Origin of the sequence: Stenotrophomonas sp. SY1 (assembly GCF_021202945.1) — a bacterium.
Classification (GTDB): Bacteria; Pseudomonadota; Gammaproteobacteria; order Xanthomonadales; family Xanthomonadaceae; genus Stenotrophomonas.
Genome location: NZ_JAJOYR010000002.1, coordinates 164776 through 185523, shown reverse-complemented (window position 1 = coordinate 185523; position 20748 = coordinate 164776). Strand labels below are relative to the sequence as shown.

15 protein-coding genes and 1 riboswitch are annotated in these 20748 nt (G+C 64.7%); of the genes, 6 read left to right on the top strand and 9 right to left on the bottom strand.

What is annotated here, in order from left to right:
* The first annotated feature begins 8 nt into the window (after positions 1-8).
* Positions 9-1052, top strand: coding sequence for an LD-carboxypeptidase (locus LR961_RS12390; protein ID WP_232149623.1), 1044 nt, complete (start codon positions 9-11; stop codon positions 1050-1052).
* Positions 1053-1090: 38 nt separating this feature from the next.
* Here LR961_RS12390 and LR961_RS12385 read toward each other — a convergent pair whose 3' ends face one another.
* The 5 genes from LR961_RS12385 to ahcY all read right to left on the bottom strand — a co-directional run bounded on the left by LR961_RS12385 (position 1091) and on the right by ahcY (position 5298).
* Positions 1091-2053 (bottom strand): hypothetical protein, encoded by a 963-nt coding sequence (locus LR961_RS12385; protein WP_232149621.1) that lies wholly within the window; start codon positions 2051-2053, stop codon positions 1091-1093.
* A 49-nt stretch (positions 2054-2102) separates the two neighbouring features.
* Positions 2103-2558 carry a GyrI-like domain-containing protein gene (locus LR961_RS12380; RefSeq protein ID WP_269670724.1) on the bottom strand — a complete coding sequence of 152 codons (456 nt, stop codon included), beginning with the start codon at positions 2556-2558 and terminating at the stop codon, positions 2103-2105.
* Positions 2559-2635: 77 nt separating this feature from the next.
* Positions 2636-2851 (bottom strand): DUF4287 domain-containing protein, encoded by a 216-nt coding sequence (locus LR961_RS12375; RefSeq protein WP_232149618.1) that lies wholly within the window; start codon positions 2849-2851, stop codon positions 2636-2638.
* A gap of 60 nt (positions 2852-2911) precedes the next feature.
* Positions 2912-3703 carry an aminoglycoside adenylyltransferase family protein gene (locus tag LR961_RS12370; RefSeq protein ID WP_232149616.1) on the bottom strand — a complete coding sequence of 264 codons (792 nt, stop codon included), beginning with the start codon at positions 3701-3703 and terminating at the stop codon, positions 2912-2914.
* Positions 3704-3852: 149 nt separating this feature from the next.
* On the bottom strand, positions 3853-5298 hold the full coding sequence (gene ahcY / locus LR961_RS12365; RefSeq protein WP_057636091.1) for an adenosylhomocysteinase: 1446 nt from the start codon (positions 5296-5298) through the stop codon (positions 3853-3855).
* 32 nt (positions 5299-5330) lie between these two features.
* Positions 5331-5417: riboswitch (S-adenosyl-L-homocysteine riboswitch) on the bottom strand.
* A 105-nt stretch (positions 5418-5522) separates the two neighbouring features.
* Here ahcY and LR961_RS12360 point away from each other — a divergent pair.
* A complete protein-coding gene (locus LR961_RS12360; protein ID WP_232149611.1) occupies positions 5523-8033 on the top strand; it encodes a prolyl oligopeptidase family serine peptidase in 2511 nt (836 codons plus the stop codon).
* 619 nt (positions 8034-8652) lie between these two features.
* A complete protein-coding gene (ppc, locus tag LR961_RS12355; RefSeq protein ID WP_232149609.1) occupies positions 8653-11364 on the top strand; it encodes a phosphoenolpyruvate carboxylase in 2712 nt (903 codons plus the stop codon).
* Positions 11365-11452: 88 nt separating this feature from the next.
* Here the strand turns inward: ppc and LR961_RS12350 are convergent, their stop codons facing one another.
* Together LR961_RS12350 and metK are read right to left on the bottom strand one after the other, a co-directional pair.
* Positions 11453-11974, bottom strand: a complete 522-nt coding sequence (locus LR961_RS12350; RefSeq protein ID WP_232149606.1) for an acyl-CoA thioesterase — start codon at positions 11972-11974, stop codon at positions 11453-11455.
* A gap of 355 nt (positions 11975-12329) precedes the next feature.
* The gene (gene metK, locus LR961_RS12345; RefSeq protein ID WP_232149604.1) at positions 12330-13565 is read right to left on the bottom strand and encodes a methionine adenosyltransferase; all 1236 of its coding nucleotides are present in this window, start codon (positions 13563-13565) and stop codon (positions 12330-12332) included.
* A gap of 155 nt (positions 13566-13720) precedes the next feature.
* Here metK and LR961_RS12340 point away from each other — a divergent pair, with 155 nt between their 5' ends.
* Complete coding sequence (locus LR961_RS12340; RefSeq protein WP_232149603.1) at positions 13721-14794, top strand: metal-dependent hydrolase; 1074 nt, start codon at positions 13721-13723, stop codon at positions 14792-14794.
* Here LR961_RS12340 and LR961_RS12335 read toward each other — a convergent pair.
* Positions 14788-15609: a methyltransferase domain-containing protein gene (locus tag LR961_RS12335; RefSeq protein WP_232149601.1), complete on the bottom strand. Its 822-nt coding sequence runs from the start codon at positions 15607-15609 to the stop codon at positions 14788-14790. The genes LR961_RS12340 and LR961_RS12335 overlap by 7 nt on opposite strands.
* A 473-nt stretch (positions 15610-16082) precedes the next feature.
* On the opposite strand from LR961_RS12335, the gene LR961_RS12330 reads away from it, so the two are divergent.
* Positions 16083-16682: a nitroreductase family protein gene (locus tag LR961_RS12330; protein ID WP_232149599.1), complete on the top strand. Its 600-nt coding sequence runs from the start codon at positions 16083-16085 to the stop codon at positions 16680-16682.
* A gap of 122 nt (positions 16683-16804) precedes the next feature.
* Here the strand turns inward: LR961_RS12330 and LR961_RS12325 are convergent, their stop codons facing one another.
* Positions 16805-17659, bottom strand: a complete 855-nt coding sequence (locus LR961_RS12325; protein WP_232149597.1) for a DUF3883 domain-containing protein — start codon at positions 17657-17659, stop codon at positions 16805-16807.
* Positions 17660-17995: 336 nt separating this feature from the next.
* On the opposite strand from LR961_RS12325, the gene LR961_RS12320 reads away from it, so the two are divergent.
* The gene (locus LR961_RS12320; RefSeq protein ID WP_232149596.1) at positions 17996-20659 is read left to right on the top strand and encodes a M1 family metallopeptidase; all 2664 of its coding nucleotides are present in this window, start codon (positions 17996-17998) and stop codon (positions 20657-20659) included.
* Positions 20660-20748 lie beyond the last annotated feature (89 nt).

The following is a 20748-nucleotide window of genomic DNA, read 5'->3' as shown; positions in this document are numbered from 1 at the left end:
GCGGCATCATGGACAGACGGCGTTTCATCGGTGGTGCCGCCTTGGCAGCAACGCTGCCGTTGATCGGCCTGCAGGGCGCGGCGGCTGCACCGCGTAAGCGTTTGCTGCCGCCAGCCTTGAACAAGGGCGATACGGTGGGGCTGGTCAGCCCGTCTTCGGCGACCAGCGACCGGCTCAGCCTGCAGCTGGCGCGCGAGGCGATGGAAGCGTTCGGGCTGAAGGTGAAGACCGGCGCGCATTACGACGCGCGTTATGGGCACCTGGCCGGCACCGATGCCGAGCGGGCCGGTGACATCAATACGATGTTCGGCGACAAGCAGGTCAAGGCCATCGTCTGCGTGCGTGGAGGTTCCGGTGCCGCGCGCCTGCTGCCGTTGCTGGACTACGACCGCATCCGTGCCAATCCCAAGATCCTGCTGGGCTACTCCGACATCACCGCCCTGCACAGCGCGATCCAGGCGCGGACCGGGCTGGTGACCTTCCATGGACAGATCGGTTCGGGGACCTGGAATCCCTTCAATGCCGACCAGTTCGACCGCTTGTTCTTCAAGCGCGAACTGATGCATTACCAGAACATCGTGGTGGACGCAGACGACGAACTGGTGCCGCGCAGCAACCGCACGCTCACGCTGCGTGGCGGCATTGCACAGGGCGAGCTGGTCGGTGGCAACCTCACCGTGCTGACGGCGCTGGCCGGGTCGCCGTACCTGCCGGACTTCACCGGCAAGATCCTGTTCCTGGAGGATGTGGAAGAAGCGCCTTATCGCATCGACCGCATGTTCAGCACGTTGAAGCTGATGGGCGCGCTGGACAAGATCGCCGGCTTCATCTTTGGCGAATGCACCGACTGCAAGCCGGGTGACGGCTACGGCTCGCTGACGCTGGACCAGATATTCGACGACTACATCGTGCCGTTGAAGATCCCTGCCTATCGCGGTGCGATGATCGGCCATATCCGCGAGCAGTTCATCGTGCCGGTCGGGGGCAAGGTGGAGATGGATGCCGATGCCGGCAGCTTCCGCCTGCTGGAGCCGGTGTTCTCCGGCGTGTGAGTGTCGATGGGCGCGGCACTGCTGCCGCGCCCGTCTGATTACGCTTGGTCGTCCTCGGTGTCTTCTTCGTCTTCCAGGGACATCCACCAGGCGCCACCCGGAACGCAGGTAGGCGGTGAGTGCTCGCGGGTTTCGATGGCGTCGACATGGCGCCCGGCATGGCCGCTGGCCCAATCCTTGAGCAGCTTCTCCACCGACTTGCGGCTCTGCGCGGCGATGCCGAGGTTGCGCTCCGTCTGCCATGCGCTTTCCTCAGCCTCGCTCTGGTCGTGGCGGTGTGGCGCGCCGTAGCTGCAGCGCATGCAGTAGTGGCGGATGCTGCGCGTCCAGTCCTCGGCATAGCCGATACCGGGCGCCGTTGCCTTCAGCAGTGCATCAAGATCGCCTTCGCTGTCGGCACGCACGAACACGGCGAAGGTCTGGAACTCCGACGGCACCAGACGGCCCAGCTGGTTGAAGACATACACCTCGCGCTCGCCGTCGAAGCGGCTGCCGGTCGAAGCGCCATCGTGCAGCACGATGTCACCGAAGCGGTGGCCACTTTCCGGTAGCGGTACGTTGAGCAGGCGCGCGCGCACCGGATCGATGCGCCGCACGAACACTGTCTCGCTGCCCTGCCACGGGTTCAAGCGGACCGCAGCGACACCGAAATCGCCGTCGATGGGGCCGTCACCTTCGGGCAGGGCGATGTCACAAGCCGCCCACAGCTCGCGAACGGTTCTCCATTCGCCCAAAGCGGTCGCGGCGATGGCTGCATTCCAGTGCTGGGCCTGGCTGAACTCTTCGGACAGTTCGATGGCCTGCAGGTTGTGTCGGAGCGAAATCGGCCAGTCCAGCAGGTACTTGTGCACCAGCCCCTGCATGTAGTGGTAGTACGGATTTTCCGGAACCTGCTCCAGCAGGGCGGTGAAATCACGCGCGGCGTTGCTCAGTTCGCCTTCGTCCACGGCTGCATAGGCGCATTCGTGCAGCTGTTGCAGTGCTTCGTCCTGCTCGGTCATTGCGTTTGCTTCCGTTGCGGCATCGCTGGGTGCACCGGGCCGTCAAGGCTCAGCGGATGGGGATGTACAGCTCCATTTCCGAGGTGGGATCGAACGGGTCATCGAAGCGCTGGTCGTAGCGCTCCAGGTCCACGCCCTCACAGGCCTGGAAACCGTGCTGGTCCAGCAGGTGGTCCATGATCGCTTCGAAGCTCGCGCCGATCTGGGCGGCCGTGCCGACATGGGTGAAGACGGCATAGCGTTGCGCGGGCACCTGAATGCGGACCATGCCTTCCGGAACTGCCGCGTCCTCATCGACCTCGAAGCCGGCCACATATTGCAGCCAACCATCGGTGTGCGGAGCACAGACGCCGTAGCTGACCGCAGGCTCGCGCTTGCCGGTGACTTCGTTTTCGCGGGGAATGAAGCGTTCCCACAGTTGGCCGAAACCGTTGTCGCCTTCGCGGAACAGGTACTCCATCCCGACGACGGTGAAACCGGGGCGCTCGATGATGCGTGATTGCATGGTGCGGGTTCTCGAAGGTCGGTCGCGTCGATGATGTGGGCGACGTTTGTTGTGGATGATGTGGGGCGCCGGATGGCTTAGCCGCCGTTCTGCGCGCGGTGGTAGGCGACCAGCGCATTGGCGTGGCCATGTCCGATCTTGTGCTGTTCCTTGAGGAACGCCACCTGTTCCATGTGCTTCTGGTCCTTCACCTTATCCAGCAGCGCGAACCAATGCGCGACCGGCTTTCCGTAAGTCTTCTCGATCGACGGGAAGTACGAGGCGGGGCCCTGGACTTTGTCGCTGGTGCTCATGCGCTGCTCCTGCTGGATGGGATTGGGGCAATGATCGTTGAAATGGGGTGCGCTGGCGATTCAGTGCTGCGCTTGCAGCAGGAGGGTGATCTTGACCTTGGCAAAATGAATGAACTCCGCCAACGCGGCATCCAGCGCAGTGGTTTCGTCTGCGCCCAGATAGATCTGCCGGGCCTTCGCGACAACGGGGTGATGCGCGGCAGGAATGCGCGGTAGCAGCCAGTCGACGGCAACGTCCTTGGCTGCGATGTTCCCGGTCTGCGCGCTGTACCAGATGCGCGCCAGCGCAAGCACGATGTTGGTTTCGTCGCCTTGCCAATCATCGGGCGTGTTCCATTGGGTCAGCGTATCGGCCAGCGCCTGGATGAAGTCCCTGCGTGGGACAGCATCCAGCAACGTTGTGATGTCAGGGCCAATCAGCGCGACGCTGTGCAAACGCGCCTTGGTCAACAGGATGGCCAGGTCAGGGTCGGTCGTGGGCGGTTCGAGTACGTCGTCAAGCACGTCCTGTCGCAGCCATTCGCCGAACTGAAGTTCGCGCCGTGCCGGGTGGCGCCAGGGCACGACTTCGCCACGGGCGATGACGGTGACTTCCAATGCGCGCAGGGTGGGGTGCTGGCCAGGCGGGGCGGAGATGTTCAACAACTCGCGTTGCAGTGTGCGCAGCGTGGCTGCGTCGGGCCGTTCGACTACGGTCACCAGCAGATCGATATCGCTGAAGGGTTTCAGGCCACCATCGAGTGCGGAGCCGTACAGATGGATGCCGAGCAGGTTGTCTGCCAGGCGCTGTTCGATGACATCACAGGCGAGCGCGACTTGTTCGGCGATGGTCTCGGGAACCTGCGTGGTCATGGCGACGGGTAATCAGCGGCGATGGGCTGATTGTGCCGGAAAAGGAACGGGCGCCTTGAGGCGCCCGTTCCTGTGAAGCTTGCCCTTGCCCCAACCCCTCTGCCGTCATGGCGGGAGAGGGGCTTGAGCAGAAGCAGATGCAGTGCCGATCAGTAGCGGTAATGTTCCGGCTTGAACGGGCCTTCCACCGGCACGCCGATGTAGTCGGCCTGTTCCTGGGTCAGGGTGGTCAGCTTCACGCCGATCTTCTCCAGGTGCAGACGCGCCACTTCTTCGTCCAGCTTCTTCGGCAGCAGGTACACCTTGTTCTCGTAGCTGTCCTTGTTCGCCCACAGGTCGATCTGCGCGAGCGTCTGGTTGGCGAACGAGTTTGACATCACGAAGCTCGGGTGGCCGGTGGCGCAGCCCAGGTTGACCAGCCGGCCTTCGGCCAGCAGGAAGATCGCGTTGCCGTTCGGGAATATGTACTTGTCCACCTGCGGCTTGATGTTGACGTGCTGCACGCCCTTGAAGCCCACCAGCGCATCGACCTGGATCTCGTTGTCGAAGTGGCCGATGTTGCAGACGATGGCCTGGTCCTTCATCGCGCTCAGGTGCTCGATGCGGATGATGTCCTTGTTGCCGGTGGTGGTGACGTACAGGTCGGCACGGCCCAGGGTGGATTCGATGGTGTTGACCTCGAAGCCTTCCATCGCGGCCTGCAGGGCGCAGATCGGGTCGATTTCGGTGACCACGACGCGCGCGCCATAGGCACGCAGCGAGGCGGCGCAGCCCTTGCCCACGTCACCGTAGCCGCAGACCACGGCCAGCTTGCCGGCCAGCATCACGTCCATGGCGCGCTTCAGGCCGTCGGCCAGCGACTCGCGGCAGCCGTACAGATTGTCGAACTTGCTCTTGGTGACCGAGTCGTTGACGTTGATGGCCGGGATCAGCAGGGTGCCGGCCTGGGCCAGCTGGTACAGGCGGTGCACGCCGGTGGTGGTCTCTTCGGAGACGCCCTTCCAGTCCTTGACCACGCGGCCCCAGTAACCCGGGCGCTCGGTGGCAACGCGCTTGAGCAGGTTCTTGATGACCTGTTCTTCGTGCGAGGAGGCCGGCTCGTTGACCCAGTTGCTGCCGTTCTCGAGCTCATAGCCCTTGTGGATCAGCAGGGTGACGTCGCCGCCGTCGTCGACCACCAGCTCCGGGCCGGTCAGGGTGCCGTCGGCCAGAGTGAAGGTCAGCGCGTCGAGGGTGCAGTCCCAATATTCTTCCAGCGACTCGCCCTTCCAGGCGAACACCGGCGTGCCGGAAGCAGCGATCGCAGCGGCGGCGTGGTCCTGGGTCGAGAAGATGTTGCACGAGGCCCAGCGCACATTGGCGCCGATGTCCTTCAGCGTTTCGATCAGCACCGCGGTCTGGATGGTCATGTGCAGCGAGCCGGTCACGCGCACGCCCTTCAGCGGCAGCTCGGCCTGGTACTTGCGGCGGATCGACATCAGGCCCGGCATTTCGTGCTCGGCGATGTCCAGTTCCTTGCGGCCCCAGTCGGCCAGCGAGATATCAGCAACCTTGTAATCGCCTTCCTGCGAGAAGGTCTTGGCAGCAACGTTCATTCATAGCTCCGGTGTGGTGCGAGCAAGCTCGCGTTCGCCGGGCGCCGTTGTTGCATGAAAGCCGCCCGAGCCTGGCTGTACCGGGAGCCTCCCGTACAGTCGCAGCGCCCCTCGGAGCGGGCTGCCGATTATATCGCGGCTGCCGGCCGGCCCAACCAACGGCAGGGGAGAACAACGACAGAGATTGTTAAGTTGGCTGATTGTTCCCGTCGTAGAGGATTGCCATGACCCAGTTTCCCGCCCGTCGCGCCAAGCGGACCTCCGCTGTCCTGGTGCTGTGCGCCGGCCTGTTGCTGTCGGTGCCGCCGGTACTGGCGCTGACCCCGCCGCCAGCGGCAAAGGCCGGCCAGGGCGAGGGTTACCGCCTGCCCTCGGCGGCCCTGCAGGCGGTGGTCGACGCCCCGCGCGCGCCGAGCCTGTACCTGTCGCCCAAGCGCGACATGACGGCGCTGTTGCAGACCCCGCCCTTGCCGACCATCGGCCAGGTGGCGCAGCCGGAACTGCGACTGGCGGGCCTGCGGATCAATCCCAAGACCGTGTCCGACAGCCGTTCCTCGTTCGGCAGCAAGTTGTGGCTGGCCTCCACCGCCGATGGCAGTGAACGTCAGATCAGTGGCCTGCCGCAGCCGCTGTCGGTAGCTTCGTTGGCGTGGTCGCCGGACCAGAAGTACCTGGCGTTCAACCAGGTGGACCCGGTCACCGGCAGCAATGAGTTGTGGCTGGTGGATGTCGAAGGTGGCAGCGCCCGGCGTGTGGCCGAGCGTTTGAACAGCATTGTCGGCAATGGCTATGCCTGGCTGCCGGGTGGCGATGCATTGCTGGTGCTGCAACGTCCTGCCGGGCAGGGCGAGGCGCCCAGTGGTGACGGCGTCCCGACCGGGCCGGCGGTGCAGGAAACCGTGGCCGGGCAGGGCGTGCGCTCGGTGCGCACCTATCAGGACCTGCTGAAGAACGAAGGCGACGCGCGTTTGCTCGAGCACTACCTGAAGGCGCAGCCGGTGCGGGTGGCGATCAATGGCCAGGCAACGCCGATCGGCGCGCCGGGGCTGTTCCTGGGCTTGTCCTCTTCACCGGATGGCAACTACCTGCTCAGCCAGCGGGTGGAGCGTCCGTTCTCCTATGCAGTGCCGCTGAGTCGCTTCCCGCGCCACATCGAGGTGCTGGATGCGCAGGGCAAGCTGGCGCACACCGTGGCCCGTCTGCCGCTGGTGGACGGCCTGCCGACCGGCAATGACGCCGTGCCGACCGGCGTGCGTTCGATCAGCTGGCGCGCCGATGCGCCGGCCACGCTGGTATGGGCCGAGGCGCAGGACGGTGGCGATCCTTCACGCGAGGCAGCCATCCGCGACGCGGTGCTGGTGCAGGCCGCGCCGTTCGACAAGCCGCCGGCAACGCTGGCGCAGCTGGGTTCGCGTTTTGCCGGTATCACCTGGAGTAGTGGCGACCTTGCGCTGCTGAATGAGTACTGGTGGAAGACCCGCCAGGTGAAGCAGTGGAAGATCAGTCCTGACAACCCGGCGCAGGCGCCGCAGTTGCTGTCCCAGCGCTCTGAGGATGACCGCTACAGCGATCCGGGTGACCCGCTGTTGCAGGCTGACGATGCCGGCCGCGTGCGCCTGCAGCTCAGTGCCGATGGCGGCAGTTTCTATCGCATTGGCAGTGGCGCTTCGGCCGAAGGTGATCGTCCGTTCCTGGACCGCGTCAACCTGGCCAGCGGCAAGAGCGAGCGCCTGTTCCATTCGCAGGCCCCGTACTACGAAATGCCGCTGACGATCATCGAAGGCGGCAACGCGCGCATCCTCACCTACCGCGAATCCAATGACGTGCCGGCCAACCTATACGCGCGTGGTCTGGCAGCCGACGCCAAGCCGGTGGAGCTGACCCATTTCGCGCACCCGCTGCCGGCGCTGCGTGGGGTGAAGAAGGAGCAGATCCGCTACACGCGCAACGATGGCGTCGAACTCACTGCCGACCTGCTGCTGCCGCCCGGTTATGACCCGAAGAAAGACGGCCCGCGCCCGGTGCTGATGTGGGCTTACCCGGCCGAGTTCAAATCCGCCGAGGACGCCAGCCAGGTGACCGGCTCGCAGCATCGCTTCAATGCGGTCAGCTACTGGGGGCCGCAGGCGTTCCTGGCCAAGGGCTATGTGGTGCTCAACAACCCGACCATGCCGATCATCGGTGAAGGCGATGCCGAGCCGAACGACACCTACGTGCAGCAGTTGGTCGCCAGCGCGCAGGCCGCGGTGGATGAAGTGGTCAAGCGGGGCGTGGGTGATCGTGAGCGCATCGCGGTGGGCGGGCATTCCTATGGTGCGTTCATGACCGCCAACCTGCTCGCGCATACGCGCCTGTTCAAGGCCGGCATTGCACGTTCGGGTGCCTACAACCGCACGCTGACGCCGTTCGGTTTCCAGGCCGAGGAGCGCAACTACTGGCAGGCGCAGGATGTGTACTCGAAGATGTCGCCGTTCAACTATGCGGACAAGATCAAGGACCCGATCCTGTTCATCCATGGTGCCGACGACAACAACTCCGGCACTTTCCCGATGCAGAGCGAGCGCATGTTCGCGGCGGTGAAGGGGCTGGGTGGAACCTCGCGTCTGGTGATGCTGCCCAATGAGTCGCACGGTTATCGCGCGCGCGAGTCGATCATGACCATGTTGGCCGAGAGCGAGACCTGGCTGGACCAGTGGCTGGCGGCACCGAAGGCTGGCGAGGCAAAGAAGCGCTGATTCACCACTCCCTCCCATGCGCCGAAGGCGGAGGGGAGGGCTGGGGGGCTTTTCGCGGGTAGCAACAAGCGAACAAGCAACACCCCCTCCCAACCTCCCCCTGCGCGCTATGCGCGCAAGGGGAGGGGCTAAAGCCAAAGCCAAAGCCGAAGCCGAAGCCGAAGTGCAGTGCCCGCTCCCTCCTTTGCGCCGAAGGCGTAGGGGAGGGCTGGGGAGGGGTGCTTTTCGCGGGGAACGACAAGCGAACAAGCAACCCCCTCCCAATCTCCCCCTGCGCGCCATGCGCGCAAGGGGAGGGGCTGAAGCTGAAGCCAAAGCCAAAGCCAAAGCCAAAGCCAAAGCCGGAGCCGAAGCCGAAGCCGAAGCCGAAGCCGAAGTGCAATGCCCGCTCCCTCCCTTGCGCCGCAGGCGTAGGGGACGGTTGGGGAGGGGTGCTTCCAAGGCGCAAGCGTCAAGCAATGTCCACGAACCGGACGACTCACGCCTTGTTTTCTGTCTGCGCGGACAGCCAGTAGACAACATGCAGATGCAACTGTTTCAGGTTTGGTGCACTGCAAAAACCAACGGAATTTTCGGTTAGGCTTGGGACGTTTCCGCTCTCAAGGCTTGTGCGTCGTAGATGAACGAGTACCGTAGCAGCGTAGTCTTTGCGACCCCCGACCTGCCGTTGCGTGACGATGTCCGTCGCCTCGGTACGATGGTCGGCGATCTTCTTTCCGAACAGGTTTCGCCAGGCTTTCTCGATGAAGTGGAAGACGTGCGTACCGCCGCCATCGCGCGTCGCGAAAGCCAGGCACCATTGGCCTCGTTGAGTACGCAGTTGGCAGGCCGTTCGCCGCGCGAAGCCGAAGCCTTGGTCCGCGCGTTCAGTACCTACTTCCAGGTGGTGAACATCGCCGAGCGCGTGCATCGCATTCGTCGCCGCCGCGACTACCAGCGAGCGGGCACCAAGCGCCCGCAGCCCGATGGCCTGCACGATGCGCTGCTGCAGCTCAAGGCGCAGGGCGTGTCGCTGGAAGAACTGGCGCAGTGGTTGCCGCGCATCGACATCGAGCCAGTGTTCACCGCGCATCCCACCGAAGCGGTGCGTCGCGCGCTGCTTGAAAAAGAACAACTGATGGTGGCTGCGCTGGTCGACAACCTCGACGGGCAGCGCACACCGGGCGAGCAGGCAGTGGAAGCGGCGCGCTTCCGCATGGCGCTCACCGCGTCGTGGCAGACGGCCGACTCCTCGCCGGTGCGGCCGACCGTGGACGACGAACGCGAGCACGTCGGCTTCTACCTGACTCGCGTGCTGTACCGGGTGATTCCGGTGTTCTACGAATCACTGGAACAGGCGCTGCTCGACACCTGGGGGCGCACGCTGCCGTTGCCGCGCCTGTTGCGTTTCGGCACCTGGGTGGGCGGTGACATGGACGGCAATCCCAATGTGGATGCCAACACCATCGCCGCGACCTTGAACGCGCAGCGCGGCGCGGTGCTGGAGCTGTACATCAAGGACCTGCTCAAGCTCGCCAGCCTGCTCAGCCAGTCCACCGAACTGGTGGGCGTAAGTGAGGCGGTGGTGGCGCGCGTCGAGCAATACCGGCAGCTGCTGCCGAACGTGGAATCACGGCCACGCCACGCCGACATGCCGTACCGGCTGCTCAACGACCGCATGCGTGCGCGCCTGCAGGCCACGCTGGAGGACGCGCCAGGTGCCTATGCATCGCCGGAAGAACTCATCGGCGACATCCAGCTGATCCTCGACAGTCTGGAAGCGAACAAGGGCAAGCATGCCGGCTGGTTCTCGGTACGCCGGCTGTTGTGGCGCGTGCGTACCTTCGGCTTCCATCTGGCACGGTTGGACGTGCGCCAGGAATCGAGCGTGCATGCGCGCGCGCTGGCCGAAGTATTGGGCGGGCAGGACGCCTTCGATGCACTGGATGGTGCAGCGCGTGCACAGGCGTTGTCGCCGTATGCCGCCGGTACATCCGCGTTGCCGGCAGGGTCCGATGAGACCGGCCAGCGGCTGGACAAGGTCTTTGCCGCACTGGCCGATGCACGTCGCCGTCACGGTGCCGATGCGCTGGGCAGTTACATCATCTCGATGGCGCATGACCGCGCGGACGTGCTTGCGGTGCTCGCACTGGCGCGCCGGGGCGGCCTGGTTGATGCCGAAGGCGCGGTGCCGCTGGATATCGCACCGTTGTTTGAAACCGTGGATGACCTCGGGCACGGCACCGCGACCCTGCGCGACCTGCTCGCCGATCCGGTCTATCGCGCGCACCTGGCCGCACGCAACGACGTGCAGATGGTGATGCTGGGCTATTCGGACAGCGGCAAGGATGGCGGCATTGCCGCCTCGCGCTGGGGTTTGCAGCATGCGCAGGTGGAACTGCTCGAGGTCGCCAACGAATACGGCGTGCACCTGACGTTCTTCCACGGCCGTGGTGGTTCGATCAGTCGTGGCGGCACCAAGACCACGCATGCGGTGAATGCGTCACCGCGCGGCAGCATCGATGGACGCCTGCGCGTGACCGAGCAGGGCGAAGTGATCCATCGCAAGTACGGCATCCGCGCATTGGCGCTGCGCTCGCTGGAGCAATCCGCCGGTGCGGTACTGCGCGCCAGCCTGCGTCCGCGTGCAACCGAGCCACGCGAGGAACTGTGGAAGCCGGTGATGGCGTTGGTCGCAGAGCAGAGTTCGCGTGCGTATCGCGCGTTCGTCGGTGATGCCGAGTTCATGAACTACTTCCGCCAGGCCACGCCGATCGACGTGATCGAGCGGATGACGCTGGGTTCGCGGCCGTCGCGACGCTTGGGTCAGGACGCCGCGTTGACCAACCTGCGCGCGATTCCGTGGGTGTTTGCCTGGAGCCAGGCACGGGCGGTTATTCCGGGCTGGTTTGGCGTGGGCAGCGGCCTGCAGGCGGCCGCCGAAGCAGGCCATGAGTCGCTGCTGCGGGAAATGGCGCACGACTGGCCGTTCTTCGAGACCTTCCTCGACGACATGTCGATGGTGCTGAGCAAGGGCGACATCCATATCGCCGAGCAGTTCTCGCGCTTGGCGGGGCCGTTGCACGAGCGTTTCTTCCCGTTGATCCGCGAAGAACTGGCGTTGACCGCGCATTGGGTCAAGCGTCTGAGTGGCCAGCAGGAACTGTTGGAACACGACCCGCGTCTTGCGTTGTCGATCCGCCTGCGCAACCCCTACATCGATCCGATCAGTACCTTGCAGGTGGACCTGCTGCAACGCTGGCGTGCGAGCGGGCGTGAGGACGATGCGCTGCTGCGCGCGCTGGTGGCCTGTGTCAACGGCGTCTCGCAGGGCGTGCAGAACACCGGCTGAAAGCACTGCGGTGGGCCGGGATGTAATTCCGGCCGCGTCGCCTCAGGGTGAGCAGGAGATGCCGGAATTTGATCCCCGGCGTGCGGGCTTATGCGTCCACCTGCAGGTCCGCTTCACCGGACGGGTTGTGCTTGAGCAGCTCCAGTTGCCGCTGTTCCATTTCGTGCCGCAACTGGCGGCGAATCTGCGCCGCGGCGAAGCGGCGTCGTTCATCGCTGGTCTGCGGCAGCAGCGTCGGCACCGGCGTGGGGCGGCCGTTGTCATCCACCGCCACCATGGTGAAGAAGCAGCTGTTGGCATGACGCACGCTGGCCTTGCGGATGTCCTCGGCCACCACCTTGATGCCCACTTCCAGCGAGGAGGTGCCGGTGTAGTTGACCGAGGCCAGGAAGGTGACCAGCTCACCAACGGCGATGGGTTGGCGGAACATCACCTGGTCCACCGACAGGGTGACGACGTAGTTGCCGGCATAGCGGCTGGCGCAGGCGTAGGCGACCTGGTCGAGCAGGCGCAGTATCGAACCGCCGTGGACCTTGCCGGAGAAGTTGGCCATCTCCGGAGTCATCAGCACGGTCATCGACAGCTGGTGGGATTTGGGTTCGGAGGACATGGCAGGCATCGCGCTGACGGAACGGCAGGCTACTCCAGTGATGCAGGAGAAGGTAGGGAGGGGTGTGGCGGGTTTGGGTGCGAGGGCTGGGAGAGCTTGGAGAGCAAGGGCAAGGGGCAGGATGCAGGATGCAGGGCTTTTCGACTTTCCCTTCTCCCGCTTGCGGGGGAAGGTGCCCGTAGGGCGGATGGGGGACGTTTGACTTCATGCACCAGAAGCGTGCCCTCACCCCACCCCCCTCTTCCCGTGAACGGGAGAGGGGCTTAGTCAAAGGCTTGGTCAAAAGCCCAAGCAAAAACAAAAAGGGCCGCCCTTGCGGGCGACCCTTTCAAGCAACAACCATTTCAGCCAAGCCTTACTTCAGCTTTGCAGCCTTGCGCAGGGCTTCAGCGCGGTCGGTCTTCTCCCAGGAGAAGGCGGTCGCGTTCTGGGTCTTGCCGTCGCCGTCAACGTACGAGAATTCCTTCGGCTTGCGGCCGAAGTGGCCGTAGGCAGCGGTCTGCTGGTACATCGGGTGGATCAGGTCGAGCATCTTGATGATGCCGTACGGGCGCAGGTCGAAGTGCGCACGGATCAGCTTCTCGATCTGCGCGTCCGGGATCTTGCCGGTGCCGAAGGTGGTGACCGAGATCGAGGTCGGCTCGGCCACGCCGATGGCGTAGGAGACCTGCACTTCGCACTTGTCGGCCAAGCCGGCGGCAACCACGTTCTTGGCGACGTAACGGGCAGCGTAAGCGGCCGAACGGTCAACCTTGGACGGGTCCTTGCCGGAGAACGCGCCACCACCGTGACGGGCCATACCGCCGTAGGTGTCGACGATGATCTTGCGGCCGGTCAGGCCGCAGTCGCCCACCGGGCCGCCGATCACGAAGATGCCGGTCGGGTTGATGTGCACCTTGTTCTTCGGCAGCTTGTCCAGCCATGCCTTCGGCAGGACCGGCTTGAGGATGTGCTCGCGCACGGCCTCGATCAGGTCCTTCTGCTTGATGCCCGGGTCGTGCTGGGTCGACAGCACCACGGCATCCAGGCCTTCGATCTTGCCGTCCTGGCCGTAGCGCAGGGTGACCTGGCTCTTGGCGTCCGGACGCAGCCACGGCAGCGGCGAGTTCTTCTTCTTGCGGACCTTGGCCTGCTGCTCGACCAGACGGTGCGAGTAGTAGATCGGCGCCGGCATGAATTCCGGGGCTTCGTTGCAGGCGTAGCCGAACATCAGGCCCTGGTCGCCAGCGCCCTGTTCTTCCGGCTTCTTGCTCTTCTTGTCGGTACCGTCAACGCCGGCGGCGATGTCCGGGGACTGCTTGCCGAGCATGTTGATGATCGCGCAGGTGTGACCGTCGAAGCCGACATTGGAGTTGTCGTAGCCGATCTGGTTGATCACGTTGCGGGTCAGGTCTTCGATGTCGACCCACGCCGAGGTGGTGACTTCGCCGGCCACGATGGCCGCACCGGTCTTGACCAGGGTTTCGCAGGCAACACGGGCGCGCTTGTCCTGGGTCAGGATGGCGTCCAGCACCGCATCGGAGATCTGGTCGGCAATCTTGTCCGGATGGCCTTCGGAGACCGATTCGGAGGTGAACAGGTAGCTGGACATCAGGCTATATATCCCTTGATTCGGATGGAAAGATGGGCGCGCATGATACACGTCATGACCCCGGGGTGCATTGTGCGTCGTGACATGTTGCCAGTCGTTAAGCAATTGAAGGCGATCAGGGAGTAGGCGCGCGGCGGGCTTGCTACGATCCGCGCATGGATTCCCTCAGTCAGATCGTTCTCGGCGGCGCCGTCGCCGCTGCCATCGCCCCTGCCGGCCATCGCCGCGCCGCTCTGCTGGCCGGTGCCGGTCTGGGCACTCTGCCGGACCTGGACGGGCTGCTCATCGTCGCCTTCACCGACAACCCGGTGAGCCTGATGACCATCCACCGCAGCTTCAGCCACTCGCTGTTGGTGCTGCCGCTGCTGGGCACCTTGATCTGGTGGCTGTACCGGCGTTTCGGCCATGGCCGGGTCGCCGAAGCGCCCGGACGCTGGTGGTGGGCGATCGTGCTGGCGCTGGTTACCCATCCGCTGCTCGATGCCTTCACCGTCTACGGCACCCAGCTGTGGTGGCCGCTGACGCCGCCACCGGCCATGTGGTCCAGCGTCTTCATCATCGACCCGCTGTATACGGTGTGGCTGTTGATCGGGTGTGCCGTGGCCTGGTGGGCACGGGCGCGGCCCTTGGCGCAGCGTGCATTGCTGGCCGGATTGGTGCTCAGTACGGGCTATCTGGGCTGGTCGCAACTGGCCAAGGCACAGGTCGATCGCGCCGCCGGGCAGGCCCTGGCCGGCATGGGGCTGGCCGATGCGCCGCGCTTCTCGGTGCCGATGCCGTTCAATACGTTGCTGTGGCGGGTGGTGGCGATGACGCCGAATGGCTACGTGGTCGGCGACCGCTCGCTGTGGGCCGATCGCGGGCCGATGCAATTCACCGGTTATCCCTCCAATGTGCAGGCGCTGCGGCAGGCCGCTGACATCCCGGCCGTGGCGCGGTTGAACTGGTTCAACCACGGGTTCATGCGCGCGCAGGTGCAGGGCGGCGAGCTGGTGCTCAGCGATCTGCGCATGGGGCTGGAGCCGGACTACAACTTCAACTTTGCCGTGGCGGTGGAACAGGCCGGGCAATGGCAGGCGCTGGCGCCGCGCCAAGTGGCGCCGGCTTACCGTCAGGCCGGCAACCGTGGGGTACTCAAACAGCGCCTGGCGCAGATGTGGCAGCGCATCTGGCAGGCGCCCACCGCTGCTGATGCAGCGGTGGTCAATGGCGGCCAGGCAGCTCAATAGACGGTCGCGCTGGCCTGCACGAAGGAATAGAAGAACACCGCGTTCGGGTCGTTCTGCACCTGGCGGAACTCCCGGCGCATGCCTTCGACCGTTTCCGGGTCCACCTTGCCGGCCTGCAGCAGCTGGTCGGCCGCTGACAGCAGCAACTCCTCCCACAGCGCGAACATGATCTTGCGCCGCGCCGGCTCGCGGTTGTCCAGGTGCACGGTCTTGGTCTGGGTCTGCACGTCACGGAAGCCGCCGGCCAGCAGCAGGTTGCCCAGCTTGGCACCGACGAACGGGTCGCCGCCGCTGTCGATCTGGTAATCGTTGAAGGCCATCCAGTAGCGCCACAGGTTGGGCGAGTACGGGTCGAGCAGGAACGAGGCGTTCATCACTTCGGTGACGAATACCGGAGAGCCGGGGTTGAGCACGCGCCGTACCTCGGCCAGGGCGCGGGCCGGTGAGGGCACGTGTTCCAGCACCCAGCACAGGAAGGCGCCGTCGAAGCTGCGCGCCTCGAACGGCAGGTCGCTGGCGTCGGCACGCTGGAACTGGCAGCGCTCGGCCAGCCATGGCAACTGGGCAAGGTGCTCATTGGCGGCGGCGAGCTGGCGCTCGTTGAGGTCGATGCCGATGATGTGCAGGTCGGGGAAACGGCGCAGCAGGATCTCGGTCTGTGCGCCGACGCCGCTGCCCACTTCCAGCACGTGGCGGGCGTTGCGGAAATCAATGTCGTGGAAGATCACCGGTTCAAACAGGCGCGCCTGTTTGCGCAGCCGGGCCTGCTCGTTGGCTGAGAAGCCGTGCAGGTAGGGGAAGTCGTTGAGCGTCATGGGTACAGCGTCTTTCAGGGATCAGGAAAGTATCGCCAGCGGCTGTTAGCGCGGCGCATGCGCTGCGGAAACCCAGCATTGCGGTGCCGGGGCCAATCCTTGCGGGCCGGGCGTTTGCGCGGATGGGGCCGTGATAGCCAACGGTTGTCTGCTTGGAAGCAAAGGGAATCAGGCGTGGTTGAGACTACGAGGTGACCAGCTGTAGGAGCGGCGTCAGCCGCGAAGCTGGCAACCTCACCGAGTCCCGTGGTGCATGCAATTGCAGGCGTCTTGGCATGGTCCGGCATGCCCAGCTTCGCGGCTGACGCCGCTCCTGCGGGGCTCCGGCGCGTTTGGGTCTGCGATTCGTTCTGAAATTGAAACGATTTATTGGAATTTATGTAATTGTTCCAATCCTGCAGGTAAATAGAATGGCCGCCAACAAGCACGGATCGGCGCTGTTGCCGGTCTGCTTTCCCCCAGAGGAAACGATCATGAGCAGCCAAGCCATCTCCCTGTACAAGAAGCGCCGTTCCCAGTACGCCCTCGGCAAGAACCTGCCGATCAGCCAGAACGACACCACCCATCTGATCAAGCAGGCGGTCCGCGAAGCCCCGTCGGCCTTCAACGCGCAGTCCTCGCGTGCGGTGATCCTGTTCGGCGCCGAGAACCAGAAGTTCTGGGGCCGCGCCAAGGACGAGCTGCGCAAGATCGTCCCGGCCGACGCCTTTGCCGGTACCGAGAAGAAGATCGACAGCTTTGCCGCCGGCGCCGGCACCGTGCTGTTCTTCATCGACACCGACGTGGTGAAGGGTCTGCAGGAGCAGTTCGCCTTGTACGCGGACAACTTCCCGATCTGGGCCGAGCAGTCCAACGGCATGGCGCAGTTCGCAGTGTGGACCGCGTTGGCCGATGCCGACATCGGTGCCAGCCTGCAGCACTACAACCCGCTGGTTGATGAAACCGTGCGCGAAGCCTGGGGCGTGCCGGCCAGCTGGACCCTGCGTGCGCAGATGCCGTTTGGCTCCAACGAAGCGGCGTTTGGCGAAAAGGCATACGTGGAAGACGACGCCCGTTTCAAGGTGTTCGGTTGATCGTGTCTGACTGACACGCGCCGGCGCGGTTCTCTCCCCCGCGCGCCGACGCAGCCCACACCCGCCCGCCGGCATTGCCGGCGGGTTTTTTTTTACCTGGGCAAGGGCAGCAAACGCGCGGGTCAGAGGCTGCCCGGCTGCGCCCGGTAGGACACCGGCTGCAGCCGGCTATGCGCATCGATTGCCCCGGTCAGCGCGAACAGGCGGGGTTTGTGCCGGAAGTCGAAAAGCCTGTAGAGCTGGTACTGCGCTGCATCGACCCGGGATCGTGCCAGTTCATTGCGGCTGACGTAGAACGGGGTCAGCCTGCCGAAGGCGGTGGTTTTGACCTCGATAAGGCGCTCGCGTCCGGTTTCCTCGAATGACAGCACGTCATAGCCGAGTCCATCACCTTGGCTGTGGGCGACGTGCTCCACGCGCTCGGCCAGTTTCTTCTTGCCAGCGGCATGCAGGCGACGGGTTTCCAGCTCCATCACCAGCAGTTCTCCGGCGTGGCCAAGCGAGCGGTTGCGGCTTTCCAGGGCAAGGTAGTCGCGCTGTGAAGCGCGGAATTCTGTAGGCGCTTCGGCGCGCGGCGCGGGTTGTGCGGTAGCCGCAGGTGGGCTGACCCACGGGTCTGTGCCGATGTCGACGCTTGTCGGCAGTGCCGGGCGGCAGGAGGCGGCTTCGGCGGCGGCCTGCAGTGCGGTGTTGGCCTGTGTCTGTAGTTCGACCACTTCTTGAAGCAAAGCCTGGAAGTTGCCGCGTGGCTTGTAGCCGGAAATGCAAGGGTAGCCCAGCTTCACCAGCACGGCGCTGATATTGCAGTGCTTGAATTCCAGGGAGGGGCGATTGCGATCCTGCAGTTTCTGCAACAGGGCGCGTGCGTGTTCGGTCTTGCTGTAGCGCTGGCCGTTGAGCTCCAACGTCAGCATGTGCAGGTAGTCGGCGACGCAGGCTTCCACTTCCAGCTGTGACCAGTTCTCTCCGCTTGCCATGTGCTGGGTCCGTGCCAGATGCCGTGATCGCACCAGGTTATCTCAACGGGAAGTTGTCTGACATGTGGACGCGGACTGTTCTCGTACGTGATAAGCGTCTGGCGTGTTAAGCGCTCACACGCAGCGCCTCGGTACGGAGGTAAGCAAAAGCGAGATGGAGTGGGAGTAAATGGCGCGCCGCTGTGATCCATTGAGATCCAGGTAGCAGTCACGCCCGGCCGGCGAAAAAATGGGTGGTGAAGCATGACTTCCAGCGCTGTCAGCAGCAGTGGGGTGGGCAGATGATCGGATGCTTGTCGATGGTCCATTCGATTCCGTCCACCCAGGAGAAGCTCGATGCGTTGTTCCCTCGCTGCAGCCATCGCATTGGCGCTGGCCGCCAGTGCCGTGTCCATTCCCGCCTTCGCACAACCCGCGCCGGCAGCCTCCGGTGCGGTGGAAGTGACCACCCAGTTGCCGCGAACGGCAAAGCCGCTGCACTACCGCGTGGAAGTCACGCCGCATGCCGAACAGATGCGTTTCGACGGCAAGGTCAGCATCGACATCGAGGTGCTGTCGGCCACCGACCGCATTGTGTTGCAGGCGGCGGCGCTGACGTTTGGCAACAGCCAGATCACCAGTGCAGCGAAGGGTGGCCCGAGCATCGCGAAAGTGAGCCTGGACGAAGCCAACCAGACAGCCACCTTCGCCTTCGACAAGCCGCTGGCGCCGGGCCGTTATACGTTGGCTGCCGACTACACCGGCATCATCAACACGCAAGCCAACGGCCTGTTCGCGTTGGACTATCCAACCGAGGCCGGCAAGAAGCGCGCGCTGTTCACCCAGTTCGAGAACTCCGATGCGCGCCGCTTCATTCCGTCCTGGGATGAGCCGGGCTACAAGGCTACTTTCGATCTGACCCTCAACGTTCCCAGCGCGCAGATGGCGGTGAGCAACATGCCGGCCACCAGCACGCGCGAGCTGGGCAATGGGCTGAAGCAGGTGGTGTTCCAGACAACGCCGAAGATGTCGACGTATCTGTTGTTCATGTCGGCCGGCGAGTTCGAACGCAGCACGGTCAAGGATGACAACGGCACCGAGATCGGCGTGATCGCGCAGACCGGCAAGGTCGAGCAGGCACGCTTCGCGCTGGAAGCCAGTCGCGATGTGATGCGTGAGTACAACGACTACTTCGGCGTGGCCTATCCGCTGCCCAAGCTGGACAATGTGGCCGCGCCCGGTGGCAGCCAGTTCTTCAGCGCGATGGAAAACTGGGGCGCGATCTTCACCTTCGAGTACGCCCTGCTGTTGGACCCCGCCGTGTCCAGCGTGTCGGACAAACAAGGTGTTTTCAGCATTGCCGCGCATGAGATCGCGCACCAGTGGTTCGGCAACCTGGTGACGATGGCGTGGTGGGACGACTTGTGGCTCAACGAAGGCTTCGCCACCTGGATGGAAGGGCGCACCACGCGCAAGCTGCATCCGGAGTGGGATCTGAACAATGTGGATGCGGCGCTGACCAGCCGGGGCGCGATGGGCCGCGATGCGATGGCCACCACGCACCCGATCGTGCAGCACGTGGCCACGGTGGAACAGGCCAGCCAGGCGTTCGACGGCATCACCTACGGCAAGGGCGCGGCGGTGATCGGCATGTTCGAGGATTACGTGGGCGCCGATGCCTGGCGCGACGGCGTGCGCAGCTATCTGCGGGCGCATGCGTACGGCAATGCGGTCACCGACGACCTGTGGCGCGAGATGGACAAGGCCGCGCCGGGCAAGCGGTTCGTGCAGGTGGCGCATGACTTCACCCTGCAGCCGGGTATCCCGCTGATCCGCAGCAGCAGCGTGTGCGTTGATGGCCGTACCCGGGTGAGCCTGCAGCAGGGCGAGTACACCATCGACCGCAAGGACAAGGTGCCCCTGCGTTGGCGCGTGCCGGTGACGCTGCGCGGCGCCGACGGCAAGGACGTGCGTACGTTGGTCGACGGCAACGCCACCGTTGACCTGCCGGGTTGCGCCGGGCCGGTGCTGGTCAACGCCGGGCAGAAGGGTTACTACCGCACGCTGTATTCGCCGGAGCAGTTCAAGGCACTGAGCGAGGGCTTCGAACGCCTGCCGGTGGTGGACCAGCTGGGCGTGATGATGGATGCCAGCGCGCTGGCCGCCGTGGGCCTGCAGCCAGAAGCCGATACGCTGGATCTCACCGCCAAGGTGGCCGGCGATGCACCGCCGGACCTGTGGCAGCGCGTGACGCGCACGCTGGGCAGCCTGGACGATCTGTTCGAGGGCGATGCGTCGCGACAGCCGGCATTCCGCAAGTACGCCTACGCCCGCCTGCAGCCGGTGCTTGCATCGTTGGGTTGGGATGACCGCGAAGGTGAGTCGGCGCAGGCACGGCAGCTGCGCAGCAGCCTGATCGGCATGCTCGGTGCGATGGATGACCCGCAGGTGATCGCAGAGGCGCGTCGACGTTTCGACGCCTTCCTGGTCAAGCCCGAATCGCTTTCGCCGGAACTGCGGCGCACGGTGCTGGGTGTGGTGGCGCGGCATGCCGACGCGAAGACCTGGGAGCAACTGCACGCCCTGGCGAAGAAGGAAACCTCGTCGATGGTTCGTGACCAGTACTACCAGTTGCTGGCGGTGGGCAAGGACAAGGCCCTGGCACAGCGTGCGCTGGACATGGCGCTGACCGACGAACCGGGCGCGACCAATGGGGCGGGCATGATCGGCGGCGTATCGCGCGAGCATCCGGACATGGCCTTTGACTTCGCAGTGGCGCACCGCGAGAAGGTAGAGACGCTGGTGGACGGTACCTCGCGCGCGGGCTACTTCCCGGGGCTGGGCGCAGCTGCGGACAACCTGCAGATGGTCGACAAGATCAACGCCTTCGCTGACAAGTACATCGCCGCCACATCGCGGCGTGATGCCGAGACGGTGATCGCCGGCATCCAGACGCGCGTGCGTCTGCGCGGTGAGCGCAAGCCGCAGGTGGATGCGTGGTTGAGGAAGAACGGATACTGAGGCGCTTCGGGGAGGCAGCCCTCACCCCAACCCCTCTCCCGCGGGCGGGAGAAGGGCTTAGTTCTACGCAAGTTGAGGCATTGCCAGTA